At 60.8% G+C, this 18,110-nt stretch carries 16 protein-coding genes; 10 read left to right on the top strand and 6 right to left on the bottom strand.

Annotated elements, in window-relative coordinates; all coding sequences use genetic code 11:
- Nucleotides 1-67: 67 nt before the first annotated feature.
- The 3 genes from AC06G5_RS01850 to rpmE form a co-directional block, all read right to left on the bottom strand.
- Nucleotides 68-1,336 carry a malic enzyme-like NAD(P)-binding protein gene (locus AC06G5_RS01850; RefSeq protein ID WP_008017023.1) on the bottom strand — a complete coding sequence of 423 codons (1,269 nt, stop codon included), beginning with the start codon at nucleotides 1,334-1,336 and terminating at the stop codon, nucleotides 68-70.
- Nucleotides 1,337-1,518: 182 nt separating this feature from the next.
- The gene (locus AC06G5_RS01845; RefSeq protein WP_413428443.1) at nucleotides 1,519-2,307 is read right to left on the bottom strand and encodes a thermonuclease family protein; all 789 of its coding nucleotides are present in this window, start codon (nucleotides 2,305-2,307) and stop codon (nucleotides 1,519-1,521) included.
- Nucleotides 2,308-2,342: 35 nt separating this feature from the next.
- Nucleotides 2,343-2,561 carry a 50S ribosomal protein L31 gene (rpmE, locus tag AC06G5_RS01840; protein ID WP_007975586.1) on the bottom strand — a complete coding sequence of 73 codons (219 nt, stop codon included), beginning with the start codon at nucleotides 2,559-2,561 and terminating at the stop codon, nucleotides 2,343-2,345.
- A 284-nt stretch (nucleotides 2,562-2,845) separates the two neighbouring features.
- Between rpmE and AC06G5_RS01835 the strand changes: the two genes are divergently transcribed.
- From AC06G5_RS01835 to AC06G5_RS01790, 10 genes are all read left to right on the top strand, one after another.
- Entirely contained in the window at nucleotides 2,846-5,065 is a 2,220-nt protein-coding gene (locus AC06G5_RS01835; protein WP_480458915.1) for a primosomal protein N', read from the top strand.
- A gap of 239 nt (nucleotides 5,066-5,304) precedes the next feature.
- Nucleotides 5,305-7,041 (top strand): arginine--tRNA ligase, encoded by a 1,737-nt coding sequence (gene argS, locus AC06G5_RS01830; RefSeq protein ID WP_413428503.1) that lies wholly within the window; start codon nucleotides 5,305-5,307, stop codon nucleotides 7,039-7,041.
- Between the two features lies 1 nt (nucleotide 7,042).
- The gene (locus tag AC06G5_RS01825) at nucleotides 7,043-7,756 is read left to right on the top strand and encodes an SPOR domain-containing protein (RefSeq protein ID WP_322615501.1); all 714 of its coding nucleotides are present in this window, start codon (nucleotides 7,043-7,045) and stop codon (nucleotides 7,754-7,756) included.
- A 231-nt stretch (nucleotides 7,757-7,987) separates the two neighbouring features.
- Entirely contained in the window at nucleotides 7,988-8,518 is a 531-nt protein-coding gene (hslV, locus tag AC06G5_RS01820) for an ATP-dependent protease subunit HslV (RefSeq protein WP_008017029.1), read from the top strand.
- Nucleotides 8,519-8,573: 55 nt separating this feature from the next.
- Entirely contained in the window at nucleotides 8,574-9,911 is a 1,338-nt protein-coding gene (gene hslU, locus AC06G5_RS01815; RefSeq protein ID WP_413428504.1) for an ATP-dependent protease ATPase subunit HslU, read from the top strand.
- Nucleotides 9,912-10,064: 153 nt separating this feature from the next.
- Complete coding sequence (locus AC06G5_RS01810) at nucleotides 10,065-10,442, top strand: gamma-butyrobetaine hydroxylase family protein (protein ID WP_008017032.1); 378 nt, start codon at nucleotides 10,065-10,067, stop codon at nucleotides 10,440-10,442.
- A 259-nt stretch (nucleotides 10,443-10,701) separates the two neighbouring features.
- Nucleotides 10,702-12,381 (top strand): class II poly(R)-hydroxyalkanoic acid synthase, encoded by a 1,680-nt coding sequence (gene phaC, locus AC06G5_RS01805; protein WP_413428505.1) that lies wholly within the window; start codon nucleotides 10,702-10,704, stop codon nucleotides 12,379-12,381.
- A gap of 163 nt (nucleotides 12,382-12,544) precedes the next feature.
- On the top strand, nucleotides 12,545-13,399 hold the full coding sequence (gene phaZ / locus AC06G5_RS01800) for a poly(3-hydroxyalkanoate) depolymerase (protein ID WP_008017034.1): 855 nt from the start codon (nucleotides 12,545-12,547) through the stop codon (nucleotides 13,397-13,399).
- 115 nt (nucleotides 13,400-13,514) lie between these two features.
- Entirely contained in the window at nucleotides 13,515-15,197 is a 1,683-nt protein-coding gene (phaC, locus tag AC06G5_RS01795) for a class II poly(R)-hydroxyalkanoic acid synthase (RefSeq protein ID WP_480458914.1), read from the top strand.
- A 172-nt stretch (nucleotides 15,198-15,369) separates the two neighbouring features.
- A complete protein-coding gene (locus AC06G5_RS01790) occupies nucleotides 15,370-15,990 on the top strand; it encodes a TetR/AcrR family transcriptional regulator (RefSeq protein WP_111289461.1) in 621 nt (206 codons plus the stop codon).
- A 181-nt stretch (nucleotides 15,991-16,171) separates the two neighbouring features.
- Here AC06G5_RS01790 and AC06G5_RS01785 read toward each other — a convergent pair whose 3' ends face one another.
- From AC06G5_RS01785 to AC06G5_RS01775, 3 genes are all read right to left on the bottom strand, one after another.
- Nucleotides 16,172-17,044, bottom strand: a complete 873-nt coding sequence (locus AC06G5_RS01785; protein ID WP_413428762.1) for a phasin family protein — start codon at nucleotides 17,042-17,044, stop codon at nucleotides 16,172-16,174.
- Nucleotides 17,045-17,054: 10 nt separating this feature from the next.
- Complete coding sequence (locus tag AC06G5_RS01780) at nucleotides 17,055-17,477, bottom strand: phasin family protein (RefSeq protein WP_085717304.1); 423 nt, start codon at nucleotides 17,475-17,477, stop codon at nucleotides 17,055-17,057.
- A gap of 243 nt (nucleotides 17,478-17,720) precedes the next feature.
- A complete protein-coding gene (locus AC06G5_RS01775; RefSeq protein ID WP_413428763.1) occupies nucleotides 17,721-17,996 on the bottom strand; it encodes a polyhydroxyalkanoic acid system family protein in 276 nt (91 codons plus the stop codon).
- Nucleotides 17,997-18,110: the final 114 nt, after the last annotated feature.

The raw sequence follows: 18,110 nt of genomic DNA, 5'->3' as shown, positions 1-18,110 counted from the left end.
GCAAGCTCGCTCCTACAGCCATAAAAAAACCCAGCACTTGGCTGGGTTTTTTTATGGGCGGCTGCTCTTAGCCGTTGAACACGTCATCCACGCTTTTGAGCGGGTAGTTCTTCGGATACGGCAGGGTCGCCACACCGGTCTCGATGGCGGCTTTGGCCACGGCATCGGAGATCAGGGTGATCAGACGGGCATCCATTGGCTTCGGAATGATGTACTCACGACCGAATTCCAGCTTGATGCCGCCATAGGCGTCGCACACTTCCTGAGGCACTGGCAGCTTGGCCAGTTCACGCAGGGCGTTGGCCGCAGCCACTTTCATTTCTTCGTTGATGCGCTTGGCGCGAACGTCCAGGGCACCGCGGAAGATGAACGGGAAGCCCAGTACGTTGTTGACCTGGTTCGGGTAGTCGGAACGACCGGTGGCCATGATCACGTCGCTACGGGTAGCGTGTGCCAGTTCCGGGGAGATTTCCGGATCAGGGTTGGAGCACGCGAACACGATCGGGTTGGCCGCCATGGACAGCAGGCCTTCAGGGCTCAGCAGGTTCGGGCCGGACAGGCCTACGAACACGTCAGCGCCTTGCAGGGCGTCAGCCAGGGTGCGCTTGTCGGTCGCGTGAGCGAACACCGCCTTGTACTGGTTCAGGTCGTCACGGCCGGAGTGGATCACACCGGTACGGTCGACCATGTAGATGTTTTCGATGTTGGCGCCCATGCTCACCAGCAACTTCATGCAGGAGATGGCGGCAGCGCCGGCACCCAGGCAGACGATCTTGGCTTGCGGCAGGGTTTTGCCAGCAATTTCCAGGGCGTTGATCATGCCGGCGGCGGTCACGATAGCGGTGCCGTGCTGGTCATCGTGGAATACCGGAATATCGCACTGCTCGATCAGAGCGCGTTCGATTTCAAAGCACTCCGGTGCCTTGATGTCTTCCAGGTTGATGCCACCGAAGGTGATGGAAATGCGCTTGACGGTGTCGATGAAGGCCTGCGGGCTTTCGGAGTCGACTTCGATGTCGAAAACGTCGATGCCGGCGAAGCGCTTGAACAGTACGCCCTTACCTTCCATCACTGGCTTGGAAGCCAATGGGCCGAGGTTACCCAGGCCGAGAATCGCGGTGCCATCGGAAATGACTGCAACCAGGTTGCCTTTGCCGGTGTACTTGTAGGCCAGTTCAGGATCGCGGGCGATCTCGCGTACTGGTTCGGCTACGCCCGGGCTGTAGGCCAGCGACAGGTCGCGAGCGGTAGCAGTGGCCTTGGTGAGCTCGACACTCAGCTTCCCTGGACGAGGATTGGCGTGATATTCGAGAGCGGCAGTTTTCAGATCAGACATTTTGGCATTCCGCTTTTACTGTTGGACAGACTGGTCAGCGAGGATACGCGCCTCGCAAAGTCCCCACAAGACTGACCGGTCACCCCTGTCAAGCGCCCTGCCCTACGACTTTGGGCCAAGAGCCACGACTTACAAGGGTTAGACTGTTCACAATCGGCAGAAAAAATGTCTACAATTTTTTATCACGGCACCGCTTGAAGCATCGCCGGGTCGGTCAAGGGCAACATCCAGCGTGCCTGGCCTTCCTTGAGGCCGCCTTTGCGCGAGCGATCCAGCACCCAGCCACGCGCCTCGACCTGCTTGCCTTTGAGGCCTTCCAGCGAATTCATATCGAAACGCGCCAGCAGATTGGGTGCAACGCGCAATACAACTGAATCCTGCAACTCGATCCAAACCCCGCCGCGATTGCGTTGCACCTTGCTCACACGACCGCTGAGCACGGCAAAACCGGAAGCGCTGATCTGCTCCGCTTTCAGTACAGGTGACTGGCGCCAGACACCGAGCCCGGCCTGACGAGCGTTGCGTTCTGCGGCTTGCTGACAGGCGACCAGATCGACATTCGGCGCCACCGCCACCTGAAAACCCAGGCCTTCGGCAAGCAATTGCGCTTCCAGGTTGGCGCCGTCTGCACCATAGACATGGGCCAGGGTGCGGCCGTAATGGTCCTTGCTTTCTTTGCCAGGCACCAACCCGACCCGCCCGTCACTCGCCGCCACCAAGGCTTCGAGGCGTTTGCGTGCGGCCACGGCGAACGGCTCGTCGGAACGGCCCTTTTTACCCAGCTCCGGCGTGTTCAAGCCGATCATGCGCACATTGCGGCCATCGCTCAGGCGCAAAGTGTCGCCGTCCACCACCCGCTGCACCGCAACGGGCGCCAGGTCGCCTGGCGCCGGGCAAAAGGCCTGGGCGCCAGACAGCCAAATCGCAGACATAAAAAAGGCGCCCGCAAGGGACGCCTTCTTCATCAGCATGGAAAAACCGTAGCGGCTCCCCAAGTTGATTGGCCTTAGGCCTTTTTCGCGCCGAAAGCACCGAAACGGTCGGCGAACTTCTGTACGCGACCACCGGTGTCCAGGGTCTTCTGCTTACCGGTGTAGAACGGGTGGCATTCGTTGCAAACGTCGATCGCCAGGGCTTTGCCGAAGGTCGAACGGGTTTCGAACTTGTTGCCGCAGCTGCAGGTAACAGCAACTGCCGGGTATTCTGGATGGATATCAGCTTTCATGGTGTCTTCCTCAGGCTAGCGTGCCGCCACCCAACACAATTGTTGAATACCGCACGTAATTAGGCCGCGGATTCTACCAGACAATCCTGATCACGCAAGCTGTCGCTTCTACCGACCGTCTGCTAGGCTCCCGGCCAAATCGCCACCCCTGTGGGAGCGGGCCTGCTCGCGAAGACGGAGTGTCAGTCAGCATTCAAATCGTCTGGCACACCGTTTTCGCGAGCAAGCCCGCTCCCACAGGTCATGGCCCTGCTGGTTACTTTTCGCCATTCGAGATCCCCCGCGTGCCCGACGCCATTCTGCGCCTCGCCCTGCCTTCGCCGCTGCGCCGCCTGTTCGACTACCGCGCTCCGGCCGGCGTCCTGCGCAGCCAGCTGCACCCTGGCATGCGCCTGCGGGTACCGTTCGGCCGGCGCGAGATGATCGGAATCCTGGTGGAAGTCACCAACACCAGCGAAGTGCCGGCCGAGAAACTCAAGCCGGCCCTGGCCCTGCTCGACGCTACCCCACCGCTGCCGCCCGCGCTGTTCAAGCTGTGCCTGTGGACCTCCCAGTATTACCAGCACAGCCTCGGCGACACCTTGAGCTGGGCGCTGCCGGTGCTGCTGCGCCAGGGCGAGCTGGCCGAAGCACGCCAGGAGCGGTTCTGGTCCGCCGCGCCGGGCGCCAGCCTCGATGATCCGCGCATCGCCCGCGCCCCGCGTCAGCGCGAAGCCCTGGCCACGCTGGCCCAGCATCCCCACGGCGTCGCCCATCAATTACTGAGCAAGCTGATGCTGAGCAAGGACAGCCTGGATTTGCTGCTGGCCAAGGAGCTGGTGCAAGTCGAGATCCGCCGCCACGCTCCGGGCGCACGCCACGAACACTGGCTGGCGCAACCGGAACTCCCATTGAACCCGGAGCAGCGCGCCGCATACGAGGCGATTCGAGCCGGCTTCGACAGTTATCACGCGTTCCTGCTGGCCGGCGTCACCGGCAGCGGCAAGACCGAAGTCTATCTGCAGTTGATCCGCGAAACGCTGGAGGCCGGCAAGCAGGCACTGGTGCTGATCCCGGAAATCAACCTGGGCCCACAGACCCTGGCGCGCTTCGAGCAACGTTTCAATGCCCGCATCGCGCTGATCCATTCGGCAGTCAATGACCGCGAACGCCTCGATGCCTGGCTGGCCGCACGGGACGGTGAGGCCGACATCATTATCGGCACCCGCTCGGCCCTGTTCACGCCGATGAAGAACCCCGGCCTGATCATCATCGACGAAGAGCACGACGGCTCCTATAAACAGCAGGAAGGTTTGCGCTACCACGCCCGCGATCTGGCACTGGTGCGGGCGCGACAGGAACGCATCCCGATCGTCCTCGGTTCCGCCACCCCTTCGCTGGAAAGCCTGCACAACGCCTACACTGGCCGCTACGGACTCCTGCGCCTGAATGAACGCGCAGGCGGTGCCAAGCAGCCGCGTTTCCTGCGTCTGGATGTCAAAAGTCGCCCGCTGGACAGCGGCATTTCCGGGCCGATGCAACAAGCCATCGGCCAGACCCTGGCCGCCGGGCAGCAGGTCCTGGTGTTCCTCAATCGCCGCGGCTTCGCCCCGACACTGTTGTGCCATGACTGTGGCTGGATGTCCGAGTGCCAGCGCTGCGATGCGCGGATGACCGTGCATCAGCGTTACGGCGAGCTGCGCTGCCACCATTGTGGCTACGTCGAACGCGTGCCGCGCCAGTGCCCGAAGTGCAACAAGGTCGATCTGCGCCCCGTTGGCGCCGGCACCGAACGGGCCGAGGAGCGCCTGGCGATTCTGTTCCCGGACTATCCGGTGCTGCGGGTCGACCGCGACAGCACTTCGCGCAAGGACGCGATGAACCAGTTGTTCGCAACCATTCAAAAAGGCCAGCCGTGCATCCTGATCGGCACGCAAATGCTTGCCAAAGGCCACCACTTTCCACGGGTGACGCTGGTGTCGATCCTCGACGCGGACGGCGGCCTGTTCTCCGGCGACTTCCGCGCCAGCGAGCGCATGGCACAGCTGATCGTCCAGGTCGCCGGCCGCGCAGGCCGCGCCGAAGAGCCGGGCAAGGTGATTATCCAGACGCACCTGGCCGACCATCCGCTGCTGGTGCAACTGACCGAGCAGGGCTATTTCGCCTTTGCGGAGCAAGCCTTGAGCGAACGCCGCGCGGCGGGTCTTCCGCCGTTCGCGCATTTGGCGCTGCTGCGAGCCGAGGCGCATAAGCCAGGGCAGGCCGAAGGTTTCCTTGATGAGGCGTGCAGCGAGGCCGAGCGTTTGCTGGCCGAACAGAACCTGAGCGGCATCGAGCTACTGGGGCCGGTACCGGCACCGATGGAGCGTCGGGCCGGACGTTACCGTGCCCAGCTACTCTTGCAGGCCACGGCCCGGGCGCCGCTGCATCGGTTGCTGGCCAGTTGGCTGCTGGTGCTGGAACAGATGCCGAGCGGGCGGGCGGTGCGTTGGTCGCTGGATGTTGATCCGGTGGATTTGTATTGATTTTGAGATCGCTTTCGCGAGCAAGCCCGCTCCCACAGGGGAATTTGTGCTGAATGCAGAACTTGTGCACACCCGAGATCTACTGTGGGAGCGGGCTTGCTCGCGAAGAGGCCTTAATTGTCACCACACATCCATAACCTGCCTGCTAAGGTTGGCAAGCCCGTCTTCGCAACGGATAATGCCCAGTTTTTCCACCAGCGCACGATGCGCCGCCGCGCCAGCGGTCGAAAGAGAAGACCATGAAAGACACCATTCGCCAGCTGATCCAACAAGCCATCACCCAACTCGTCAACGAAGGTGTGTTGCCTGAAGGCCTGTCGCCGGCGATCCAGGTGGAAAACTCCCGCGACAAGAAAAATGGCGACTTCGCCAGCAACATCGCCATGATGCTGGCCAAGCCGGCCGGCATGAAGCCCCGCGATCTGGCGGAAAAAATCATTGCCGCGCTGCCGGCTGACGAAAACGTCTCCAAGACCGAAATCGCCGGCCCTGGCTTCCTGAACTTCTTCCAGAACACCGACGCCCTGGCCGCACGCCTGGACGCCGCCCTGGCCGACGCCAACATCGGCGTGCGCAAGGCCGGCCCGGTACAGCGCACCGTGGTCGACCTGTCGGCTCCGAACCTGGCCAAAGAGATGCACGTCGGCCACCTGCGCTCGACCATCATCGGCGACGGCGTGGCCCGTGTTCTGGAGTTCCTCGGCGACACCGTGATCCGTCAGAACCACGTTGGCGACTGGGGCACCCAGTTCGGCATGCTGATGGCTTATCTTCAGGAAAACCCGATCACCAGCGACGAACTGTCGGATCTGGAAAACTTCTACCGCGCCGCCAAGCAACGCTTCGACGAATCCGAAGAGTTCGCCGACCGCGCCCGTGGCCTGGTGGTCAAGTTGCAGGCCGGCGATGCCGATTGCCTGGCGCTGTGGACCAAGTTCAAGGACATCTCGCTGTCGCACTGCCAGAAGATCTACGAACTGCTCAACGTCAAACTGACCATGGCCGATGTGATGGGCGAAAGTGCCTACAACGACGACCTGATCAATGTGGTCAACGACCTCAAGGCCGCGGGCATGCTGGTCGAAAGCAACGGCGCCCAGTGCGTGTTCCTCGACGAGTTCAAGAACGCCGACGGCGACCCGCTGCCGGTGATCATCGTCAAGGCTGATGGCGGCTATCTGTACGCCACCACCGACCTGGCAGCCGTGCGCTACCGCAGCGGCAAGCTCAAGGCCGATCGCGCGCTGTACTTCGTCGACCAGCGTCAGGCCCTGCACTTCCAGCAAGTGTTCGCCGTGGCGCGCAAGGCCGGTTTCGTGACCCATCCGATGGAAATGGAACACATGGGCTTCGGCACCATGAACGGCGCTGACGGCCGTCCGTTCAAGACCCGTGATGGCGGCACCGTGAAGTTGATCGACCTGCTGACCGAAGCCCAGGAACGCGCCTACACCCTGGTCAAGGACAAGAACCCGGAGCTGGCCGAAGCCGAGCTGCGCAACATCGCCAAGGTCGTGGGCATCGGCGCGGTGAAATACGCCGACCTGTCCAAGCACCGCACCAGCGACTACAGCTTCAACTTCGACCTGATGCTCAACTTCGAAGGCAACACCGCGCCGTACCTGCTGTACGCCTACACCCGCGTGGCCGGTGTGTTCCGCAAACTCGGCAAGGACTTCAGCGAAGTCGAAGGCCAGATCGTTCTGGAAGCGGCGCACGAACACGAACTGGCGGCGAAACTCGCGCAGTTCGGTGAAATCCTGAACAACGTGTCCGAAAAAGGCACCCCGCACATCCTCTGCACTTACCTGTACGACGTTGCCGGCCTGTTCTCCAGCTTCTACGAGAACTGCCCGATCCTCGCCGCCGATACCCCGGCACAAATGCAGAGCCGCCTGCGCCTCGCCGCGCTGACCGGACGCACTCTCAAGCAAGGCCTGGAACTCTTGGGCCTGGAAACTCTGGAGCGTATGTAAGTTGGCTGCCAAGAAAAAACCTGCACCCAAGCGTGGCGCCAGCCGTTATCAAGCTCCTGCAAAACAACCGATCCCGGGCTGGCTATGGATGGCCATTGGCCTGACGGTCGGCGCGTTCATCGTGTTCCTGATGAAACTGGAACCGGGCAAGGGCAGCGACACGGTCAAGCGTGAAAAGGTCGAGCAACAGCAACAACAGAAAGCCAGCAAGATCGCCGAGGCCAACAAGACCCCGCCGAGCCCGACGCAGCCGGTGAAGCCGAAGTACGACTTCTACACCTTGCTGCCGGAATCGGAAGTCATCGTGCCGCCCGATGCCGTACCGGAAAAGACCCTGCCGACGCCGCAAGTGCCAGCCATCCCGACAACGCCGGTCACCCCGGCCGAAGCGGCGAAGATCGACACGGCTCGTGCCCAGGCAGCCCTGGCCGGGATCACGCCTCCGCCAGCACCTCCGGTCAAGGCGGCGCCAGTGACCAGATTCTTCCTGCAAGCCGGTTCGTTCCGCAAGGAGGCCGATGCGGACAAGGTCCGGGCGCAGATCATCCTGCTGGGCCAGGCCGTCTCGGTCGAGTCCGGAACGGTGAAGGACGAAACCTGGTATCGGGTTCTGGTCGGACCGTTCAGCAACCGCGAACAACTGACCACCGCCCAGAAACAACTGGCCGGCGCCGGCTTCAGTAATCTGTTGTTACAACAACGCCAGAACCGCTGAGCCCTTCAGGACCACCGCGTCATCGTTCTTCGCGAGCAAGCCCGCTCCCACAAGGTCTACGCGCCCCCTGTGGGAGCGGGCTTGCCCGCGAAGGCGTCAGAACAGACACCACAAGACCCTCGACCAAGCCACCGCTCGTCCCCTCTCCCGCTCCGCAGTTGAAATCCTTTCCACCACCCCCATATGTGTTGGGATAAGGCATTTTCGCCCCGCTGCGTGGAGACTCTTCCCTTGACCACCATCGTTTCAGTTCGCCGCCACGGCAAAGTCGTCATGGGCGGCGACGGCCAGGTTTCCCTCGGCAATACCGTGATGAAAGGCAACGCGAAAAAAGTTCGTCGCCTGTACCACGGCCAGGTCATCGCCGGGTTTGCCGGTGCCACCGCTGACGCCTTTACCCTCTTCGAACGCTTCGAAGGCCAGCTTGAAAAACACCAGGGCCACCTGGTGCGCGCCGCTGTCGAACTCGCCAAGGAATGGCGCACCGACCGCTCCCTGAGCCGCCTTGAAGCCATGCTCGCGGTCGCCAACAAAGACGCCTCCCTGATCATCACTGGCAACGGCGACGTGGTCGAGCCAGAAGAAGGCCTGATCGCCATGGGTTCCGGTGGCGCCTACGCCCAGGCCGCCGCCAGCGCCCTGCTGAAAAAGACCGACCTGTCGGCCCGGGAAATCGTCGAAACCGCCCTCGGTATCGCTGGCGACATCTGTGTATTCACCAACCACACCCAGACCATTGAGGAGCAGGACTGCGCCGAGTAAGCCCGTGCCGCCCACCGCACCACGGCCCATTCTTGCTTGAGGTCCACTGAATATCATGCCCATGACTCCCCGTGAAATCGTCCACGAACTCAACCGCCACATCATCGGCCAGGACGATGCCAAGCGCGCCGTAGCCATTGCCCTGCGCAACCGCTGGCGCCGCATGCAGCTGCCTGAAGAACTGCGTGTTGAAGTGACGCCAAAGAACATCCTGATGATCGGCCCGACCGGTGTCGGTAAAACCGAGATCGCCCGACGCCTGGCGAAACTGGCCAACGCACCGTTCATCAAGGTCGAAGCGACCAAGTTCACTGAAGTCGGCTATGTCGGCCGCGACGTCGAATCGATCATTCGTGACCTGGCCGATGCCGCGATCAAGCTGCTGCGCGAACAGGAAATCGTCAAGGTACGCCACCGCGCTGAAGACGCTGCCGAAGAGCGCATCCTCGACGCCCTGCTGCCGCCGGCACGCATGGGTTTCAGCAGCGACGATGCCCCGACCCAGGATTCCAATACCCGTCAGCTGTTCCGCAAGCGCCTGCGCGAAGGCCAGCTGGACGACAAGGAGATCGAAATCGAAGTCGCCGAAATGGCCGGCGTCGATATCTCCGCGCCACCGGGCATGGAAGAAATGACCAACCAGCTGCAAAGCCTGTTCGCCAACATGGGCAAGGGCAAGCGCAAGAGCCGCAAGCTCAAGGTCAAGGAAGCGCTCAAGCTGGTGCGCGACGAAGAAGCCAGCCGCCTGGTCAACGATGAAGAGTTGAAGGCCAAGGCCCTGGAAGCGGTCGAGCAGCACGGCATCGTGTTCATCGACGAAATCGACAAGGTCGCCAAGCGTGGCAATACCGGTGGCGTCGATGTATCCCGCGAAGGCGTGCAGCGCGACTTGCTGCCGCTGATCGAGGGCTGCACCGTCAACACCAAGCTGGGCATGGTCAAGACCGACCACATCCTGTTCATCGCTTCCGGTGCGTTTCACCTGAGCAAGCCGAGCGACCTGGTGCCGGAACTGCAAGGTCGCCTGCCGATTCGTGTCGAACTCAAGGCCCTTTCGCCAGAAGACTTCGAACGCATCCTCAGCGAACCGCACGCCTCGCTCACCGAGCAATATTGCGCGCTGCTGAAAACCGAAGGCCTGGGCATCGAGTTCCAGCCGAGCGGCATCAAGCGCATCGCGGAGATTGCCTGGCAGGTCAACGAGAAAACCGAAAACATCGGTGCCCGTCGCCTGCACACCTTGCTCGAGCGCCTGCTCGAAGAGGTGTCGTTCAGCGCCGGCGACCTGGCCAGCGCCCATGACGACAAGGTGATCCAGATCGACGCCGACTACGTCAACAGCCACCTGGGCGAATTGGCGCAGAACGAAGACCTTTCCCGTTATATCCTGTAAGCCATACTTACGGTAATCGCGGCCCCTGTGGGAGCGGGCTTGCTCGCGAAAGCGGTCTGACATTCGACATTGATGTTGAATGTCATGGCCTCTTCGCGAGCAAGCCCGCTCCCACATTTAAATCGGGGTCTGCCACATAACGGACTTCAGGCCATGACCCAACTCCCCACTGACATCAAGCTGCACAAAGCCTCGAAAACCCTGTCGCTGAAATACGCGTCCGGCGAGGAATACACCCTGCCCGCCGAATTCCTGCGCGTGCATTCTCCTTCCGCCGAGGTCCAGGGCCACGGCAAACCCATCCTGCAGTTTGGCAAGATCAACGTAGGCCTGACCAAGGTAGAACCGGCCGGTCAGTACGCACTGAAACTGACCTTCGATGACGGTCACGACAGTGGTCTGTTTACCTGGGAATACCTCTACGAACTGGCGCGACGTTATGACGCACTCTGGGATGACTATCTGGCCGAACTGAAAGCGGCTGGAAAAACCCGCGATCCGAACGAATCCGTCGTCAAACTGATGCTCTAGCCTGAGCCTCTTGCTCTTTAGAGGGCATTTTCTAATTTCATCTGTTTGAATGCTCCGCTCCAGGGCCGCCGATCGGCCTGCTTGCGAAAAAAATTAAACTCGGGTAACCAATGGAACTGGCAAGTTCCCTGCAGTGCTCTCTGCATTAAAAAAGCAGCGATGCAGTATTAACGGTCACCCCGAGCAGTAGTACCTGGCATTGGCTGTGTGACTACACAGCAGGACCCGGTACTCGTCTCAGGACAATGGAGCGTCGTAGATGAGTAACAAGAATAACGATGACTTGAAGAATCAAGCCTCGGAAAACACCTTGGGGCTGAATCCTGTCGTTGGACTGCGTGGAAAGGATCTACTGGCTTCTGCTCGCATGGTACTCAGGCAGGCCATCAAACAACCGATTCACAGCGCCAGGCATGTTGCGCATTTCGGCCTTGAACTCAAGAACGTGCTGCTCGGCAAATCCGAGCTGCTACCGACCAGCGATGACCGTCGCTTCGCGGATCCGGCCTGGAGCCAGAACCCGCTCTACAAACGTTATCTGCAAACCTACCTGGCGTGGCGCAAGGAACTCCACGACTGGATCGGCGACAGCAACCTGCCGCCCAAGGACGTCAGCCGCGGGCATTTCGTGATCAACCTCATGACCGAAGCCTTCGCCCCGACCAACACGGCGGCCAACCCGGCGGCGGTCAAGCGCTTCTTCGAAACCGGTGGCAAAAGCCTGCTCGATGGCCTCTCGCATCTGGCCAAGGACCTGGTGCATAACGGCGGCATGCCGAGCCAGGTCAACATGGGCGCATTCGAGGTCGGCAAGACCCTTGGTGTGACCGAGGGCGCAGTGGTCTTTCGCAACGACGTGCTGGAGCTGATCCAGTACAAGCCGATCACCGAGCAGGTGCATGAACGCCCACTGCTGGTGGTACCGCCGCAGATCAACAAGTTCTACGTTTTCGACCTGAGCCCGGAAAAAAGCCTGGCGCGGTTCTGCCTGCGCAACAACGTGCAGACCTTCATCGTCAGCTGGCGCAACCCGACCAAGGAGCAGCGCGAGTGGGGCCTGTCGACCTACATCGAAGCGCTCAAGGAAGCGGTTGATGTGGTCACCGCCATTACCGGCAGCAAAGACGTGAACATGCTCGGTGCCTGCTCCGGCGGCATCACCTGCACCGCGCTGCTGGGCCACTACGCAGCAATCGGCGAGAACAAGGTCAACGCCCTGACCCTGCTGGTCAGCGTGCTCGACACCACCCTGGACAGCGACGTGGCCCTGTTCGTCGACGAGCAGACCCTCGAAGCCGCCAAGCGCCAATCGTACCAGGCCGGCGTGCTGGAAGGCCGCGACATGGCCAAGGTCTTCGCCTGGATGCGCCCCAACGACCTGATCTGGAACTACTGGGTCAACAACTACCTGTTGGGCAACGAACCGCCGGTTTTCGACATTCTGTTCTGGAACAACGACACCACCCGGTTGCCTGCGGCGTTCCATGGCGACCTGATCGAAATGTTCAAAAGCAATCCATTGACCCGCGCCGATGCACTGGAAGTGTGCGGCACGCCGATCGACCTGAAGAAGGTTACCGCCGACATCTTCTCGCTGGCCGGCACCAGCGACCACATCACGCCGTGGCGCTCCTGCTACAAGTCGGCGCAACTGTTCGGCGGCAACGTTGAATTCGTGCTGTCCAGCAGCGGGCACATCCAGAGCATTCTGAACCCGCCGGGCAATCCGAAATCGCGCTACATGACCAGCACCCAAATGCCCGCCGATGCCGATGACTGGCAGGAAGAGTCGACCAAGCACGCCGACTCCTGGTGGCTGCACTGGCAGGCATGGCAGGCACAGCGTTCGGGCAACCTGAAAAAAGCACCGGCAAAACTGGGCAACAAGGCCTACCCGGCAGGGGAAGCCGCACCGGGCACTTACGTGCATGAGCGGTAACTGACACACCTCGCCCTACTGTAGGAGCGAGCTCGCTCGCGATGGACGTCAACGATAACGAGCACTGCCTGGTTAACGTGTCGTCCTCGCGTTTTTCGCGAGCAAGCTCGCTCCTACAGGGGATGGGGAAGAATTCAAGAGAGCGACCCACAGGGCCAGAAGCATGCCGCAACCCTTCATATTCCGTACCGTCGAGCTGGATGGCCAGACGCTCCGCACGGCGGTACGCCCCGGCAAGCCTCACTTGACGCCCCTGCTGATTTTCAACGGCATTGGCGCCAACCTGGAGCTGGTGTTCCCGTTCATCGCGGCGCTGGACCCGGACCTGGAAGTCATCGCTTTCGACGTACCCGGCGTCGGCGGTTCGTCGACACCGAACCGGCCGTATCGTTTTCCGGGGCTGGCCAAGCTCACGGCGCGGATGCTCGACTATCTCGACTACGGGCAGGTCAATGTCATCGGCGTGTCCTGGGGGGGCGCCCTGGCCCAACAGTTCGCTTACGACTATCCGGAGCGCTGCAAGAAACTCGTGCTGGCGGCGACGGCGGCAGGTGCGGTGATGGTACCGGGCAAGCCGAAAGTGCTGTGGATGATGGCCAGTCCGCGACGTTACATCCAACCGTCCCACGTAATTCGCATTGCGCCGATGATCTACGGCGGCGCTTTCCGTCGCGACCCGACGCTGGCCGCGAGCCATGCGGCCAAGGTGCGTTCAGCGGGCAAGCTCGGATACTACTGGCAGCTGTTCGCCGGCCTCGGCTGGACCAGCATCCACTGGTTGCACAAGATCCGTCAGCCGACCCTGGTACTGGCCGGCGACGATGACCCGCTGATCCCGTTGGTCAACATGCGCTTGCTGGCCTGGCGGATTCCCAACGCCCAGCTGCACATCATCGATGACGGGCATTTGTTCCTGATTACCCGGGCCGAAGCTGTGGCCCCGATCATCATGAAATTCCTGGAAGAGGAGCGCCAGCGCGCGGTGATGCATCCGCGTCCGGCGCCATTGGGCAGCTAAACCGCTGCATCAGCGGCCGGCAGGACGCCACGCCGCGCAACAACCCGTTACAGCGTCTATGGTGTTCTGGTTCGGTGTGTTTGTTTTTAGCCTGAAGACGAAGGAGTGTTGACTCATGCGCGAGAAACCAGCGAGGGATTCGTTACCGACTCCCGCCGCGTTCATCAATGCACAGAGTGCGATTACCGGCCTGCGCGGTCGGGATCTGTTATCGACCCTGCGCAGTGTGGCCGCCCATGGCTTGCGCAATCCGGTGCACAGTGCCCGACATGCCCTCAAACTCGGCGGCCAGCTTGGTCGTGTGCTGCTGGGTGAAACCCTGCACCCGACCAACCCGCAGGACACTCGCTTCGCCGATCCGGCGTGGAGCCTCAACCCGTTTTACCGGCGCAGCCTGCAGGCCTATCTGAGCTGGCAGAAGCAGGTCAAAAGCTGGATCGACGAGAGCAACATGAGCCCGGACGACCGCGCCCGCGCCCACTTCGCTTTCGCCTTGCTCAATGACGCCGTATCGCCCTCCAACACCCTGCTCAATCCACTGGCGGTCAAGGAGCTCTTCAATTCCGGGGGTAACAGCCTGGTGCGTGGTATCGGCCATCTGGTGGACGATCTGCTGCACAACGATGGCTTGCCCCGGCAAGTCACCAAGCAAGCGTTCGAGGTCGGCAAGACGGTCGCCACCACCACCGGTGCCGTGGTGTTTCGCAACGAACTGCTGGAGTTGATCCAGTACAAGCCGATGAGCGAAAAGCAGTATTCCAAGCCCCTGCTGGTGGTGCCGCCACAAATCAACAAGTACTACATTTTCGACCTGAGCCCCCACAACAGCTTCGTCCAGTACGCGCTGAAAAACGGCCTGCAGACCTTCATGATCAGCTGGCGCAACCCGGATGTGCGTCACCGTGAATGGGGGCTCTCGACCTACGTGGAAGCCGTGGAAGAGGCCATGAATGTGTGCCGGGCGATCACCGGCGCACGCGAGGTCAACCTGATGGGCGCCTGCGCCGGCGGGTTGACCATTGCCGCGTTGCAAGGCCACTTGCAGGCCAAGCGGCAACTGCGCAGGGTGTCCAGTGCGACTTATCTGGTGAGCCTGCTCGACAGCCAGCTGGATAGCCCCGCTTCGCTGTTCGCCGACGAGCAGACTCTGGAGGCCGCCAAGCGCCGCTCCTATCAGAAAGGTGTGCTGGACGGCCGCGACATGGCCAAGGTCTTCGCCTGGATGCGCCCCAACGATTTGATCTGGAGCTACTTCGTCAACAACTACCTGTTGGGCAAGGAGCCGCCGGCGTTCGACATCCTCTACTGGAACAACGACAGCACGCGCCTGCCGGCCGCCCTGCATGGCGACCTGCTGGACTTCTTCAAGCACAACCCGCTGACCCACCCGGGCGGCCTGGAAGTGTGTGGCACGCCGATCGATTTGCAGAAGGTCACCGTCGACAGCTTCAGCGTCGCCGGCATCAACGATCACATCACGCCGTGGGATGCGGTGTATCGCTCGACGCTGTTGCTCGGTGGCGAGCGGCGCTTTGTGCTATCCAACAGCGGTCATGTGCAGAGCATCCTCAACCCGCCGAGCAACCCGAAAGCCAACTACGTCGAAAACGGCAAACTGAGCAGCGACCCCCGCGCCTGGTACTACGACGGCAGGCATGTCGACGGCAGTTGGTGGACCCAATGGCTGAGCTGGGTTCAGGAACGCTCCGGCGCACAGAAGGAAACCCACATGGCGCTCGGCAACCAGAACTATCCACCGATGGAAGCTGCGCCCGGTACCTACGTACGTGTGCGCTGAACCTAAAAAAGGCCGCAGTCAGTCTCCGACCCGGTAGGAGCGAGTATGCTCGCGATGGATATCCAGACGCCGCGGGTAATCAGGTAGCCCGCGTAATCGTTAACGACCATCGCGAGCATGCTCGCTCCTACAGGACTGGAGGTTGGCCTGGCACGAACATTAAGAAGACTGGATGAAAACCCGCGACCGGATCCTCGAATGTGCCCTGCAGTTGTTCAATCAAAAGGGCGAACCGAATGTCTCCACCATGGAAGTTGCCAATGAAATGGGCATCAGCCCGGGCAACCTCTACTACCACTTCCACGGCAAGGAACCGCTGATTCTCGGGCTGTTCGAGCGCTTTCAGGGCGAACTCGCCCCGCTGCTCGATCCACCGGCCGATGTCGAACTGGCGCCTGAGGACTACTGGCTGTTCCTGCACCTGATCGTCGAACGCCTGTCCCACTACCGGTTTCTCTTCCAGGACCTGTCGAACCTCGCCGGGCGCCTGCCGAAACTGGCCAAGGGCATTCGCAATCTGCTCAATGCACTCAAGCGCACACTGGCGTCGTTGCTCGCACGATTGCAGGCGCAAGGGCTGCTGGTCAGCGATACCCAGGCACTGGGGCAATTGGTGGAGCAGATCACCATGACCCTGCTGTTCTCACTGGATTACCAGCGGATTCTCGATCGTGAAGGCGAGGTGCGACTGGTGGTTTACCAGATCATGATGCTGGTTGCGCCACACCTTCTGGCGCCGATCAAGGCAGCGACCGAGCAGATGGCGATGGAGTATCTCAAGGAACACGAATAACCCCTCTACCCCCCCTGCAGGAGCGAGCTTGCTCGCGATGGTATTGCAGGCGCTGTGTAGCGTCGGCTGTACCTTTTTCGCGAGCAGCTCGCTCCTACACGGGGTCAGTGGTGCTCTCGAATTGCGCACAAACAAAAACGCCCGACCTTCACAGGCCGGGCGTTTTCTTGAGCCCTGAAAATCAGGACTGACTGGTTGGCGTCGATGGAGTTGGCGCGACAGTCGGGGTGACAGCAGGGGTTGGCGCGGCAGCGGAGTTCGATGCGCTGACCGGAGCTGCTGGCGTTACCGGTGTTGCCGGTTTGGCAGCTGCCACTGCTGGTTTTGGCGCGGCGGCTTTTGGAGCTGCCGGCTTTTTCACTGCAGGTTTTTTCGCCGCAGCGGGTTTGGCCGCTGGCTTGGCCGCTGCAGTTTTTGCTGCTGGCTTGGCTGCCGGTTTAGCCGCTGGTTTGGCGGCGGCTTTTGCGGCGACCGGTTTAGCTGCCGGCTTGGCCGCTGCAGGTTTGGCAGCAGCGGTTTTAACCGCAGGCTTGGTTGCCGCTTTTGCCAGTGGTTTGGCAGCAGTCTTGGCTGCCGGCTTGGCGGCGGCAGTCTTGGCAGCAGGTTTGGCAGCTGCGGTTTTCGCCGCGACAGGCGCAACCTTGGCACCGGTCAGTTTTTCGATTTGCTTGGTCAGGGTATCGACCTTGCTGTGCAGTGCCTTGACTTCGTTGCGGCTCGGTACGCCCAGACGCGAAATGGCGCTGTTCAGACGCTTGTCAAAAGCGCCTTCCAGCTCATCCCACTTGCCCAGTGCGCGATCTTTCACACCGCTGATGCGCGACTTGGCCGAAGAAGCGGAGTCCTTGGCGGCGTCGACTGTCTTGCCAACGGCGCTCTTGGTGAGCTTCTCGGCTTTCTCGCCGTCCTTAACCAATGCATCGAAGAGTTTGCTGCCGTCAGTGTCGATCTTCGAGTACACGCCTAAACCAGCCAGCCAGATTTTTCGGGAGTAATCTTCAACCTTCCCGATCCACGAGCTGCCTTCTTTTTCGGTTTTCTTTTTAACAGCCATCCCGTTCTCCTTAAGATTTACGCGCGACGCGTTCGAGCAATGCCGTCAGCTCATCGAGCTTAGCAGAGAGTGCCTCAACGTCATGTTTAGACGGAATGCCGATACGATTCAAGGTACTTGCGACACGCGTATCGAACGCCTTCTCGACCCTGTCGAGTTGAACTTCGACCTTGCCTTTGAAAGTGCTGACTTCACTCTTGGCTTCATCGATCTCGGCATTGGCCGCTTCAAGCTTCTCAGCGACTACCTTTTTGCCTTTCTTTTCAACAACCTGACCCGCTTTGACCAGCTCTTGAAAGTACTCGCTGCCCTCTTGGCCGACCTTGGTGTAGGCACCCAGGCCTGCCAGCCAGATCTTGCGGGCATAGCTTTTGACGTCGCTCAGCGTACTGGTCGACGCGTCGGTTTTTTTCTTCAAAATAACTTTGGCCATGGTGCACCTCACGCGCAGAAGGTTTGAGGAACTGCCCGGATAAGTGTCGGGCTCTGGCACAAAGTAGGGAGAAAAATTAGAAACGGCACCCTAACAACTGACATGAACAGCAAAGGCACCACAAAACAAATGTGGGAGCGGGCTTGCTCGCGAAGGCGGTGGGTCAGTCGACATAAATGTTCAATGACATACCGCTTTCGCGAGCAAGCCCGCTCCCACAGGGGATGTGATTTCAATCAGAAATCAGGCCAGGGCCTTGTCGAGGGCCTTTTCGATTTCCGCTTTGATCATGCCGCTCATGGCCGACATCATCAGGCCCAGTTCCACTTCGACGCGAATCGAATCGTCGGCGACATGCACCGCGCCCTTCACACCCGGGCGTTTGAGGTTCAGGGTGTCGCCGGACCACTGCGGCTCCAGGCCATACTGATCGGAAAGTTTTTGCGCCAGCTTGTCGGCCTTCTCGCGAGCCGCTTCCTTACCCAGGCCATGGGCACGTTCAACACTAATACGGGCCATCAAATGACTCCTGCTTTATGGATGCTTTCCCGAGGCGTCTTGACCTCTGCTGCGTCAAAACGTCCCGATGGTTACCCATCTTACCTTCAGCCTTGCCAAGACAAAGCATGCCTT

The organism is Pseudomonas sp. WT-JTC (assembly GCF_056711565.1).
The sequence above is the reverse complement of the archived record's forward strand: the minus strand, read 5'-3'. Positions and strand labels throughout refer to the sequence as shown.

Bases quoted from the DNA above. Each gene is read 5' to 3' on its own strand.
- AC06G5_RS01790 (WP_111289461.1), top strand. From the start codon at position 15,370: ATGAAAACCCGCGACCGGATCCTCGAATGTGCCCTGCAGTTGTTCAAT.
- AC06G5_RS01845 (WP_413428443.1), bottom strand. From the start codon at position 2,307: ATGCTGATGAAGAAGGCGTCCCTTGCGGGCGCCTTTTTTATGTCTGCG.
- AC06G5_RS01775 (WP_413428763.1), bottom strand. From the start codon at position 17,996: ATGGCCCGTATTAGTGTTGAACGTGCCCATGGCCTGGGTAAGGAAGCG.
- AC06G5_RS01810 (WP_008017032.1), top strand. From the start codon at position 10,065: ATGACCCAACTCCCCACTGACATCAAGCTGCACAAAGCCTCGAAAACC.
- phaC (WP_413428505.1), top strand. From the start codon at position 10,702: ATGAGTAACAAGAATAACGATGACTTGAAGAATCAAGCCTCGGAAAAC.
- phaC (WP_480458914.1), top strand. From the start codon at position 13,515: ATGCGCGAGAAACCAGCGAGGGATTCGTTACCGACTCCCGCCGCGTTC.
- rpmE (WP_007975586.1), bottom strand. From the start codon at position 2,561: ATGAAAGCTGATATCCATCCAGAATACCCGGCAGTTGCTGTTACCTGC.
- argS (WP_413428503.1), top strand. From the start codon at position 5,305: ATGAAAGACACCATTCGCCAGCTGATCCAACAAGCCATCACCCAACTC.
- hslU (WP_413428504.1), top strand. From the start codon at position 8,574: ATGCCCATGACTCCCCGTGAAATCGTCCACGAACTCAACCGCCACATC.
- AC06G5_RS01850 (WP_008017023.1), bottom strand. From the start codon at position 1,336: ATGTCTGATCTGAAAACTGCCGCTCTCGAATATCACGCCAATCCTCGT.
- AC06G5_RS01785 (WP_413428762.1), bottom strand. From the start codon at position 17,044: ATGGCTGTTAAAAAGAAAACCGAAAAAGAAGGCAGCTCGTGGATCGGG.
- phaZ (WP_008017034.1), top strand. From the start codon at position 12,545: ATGCCGCAACCCTTCATATTCCGTACCGTCGAGCTGGATGGCCAGACG.
- AC06G5_RS01780 (WP_085717304.1), bottom strand. From the start codon at position 17,477: ATGGCCAAAGTTATTTTGAAGAAAAAAACCGACGCGTCGACCAGTACG.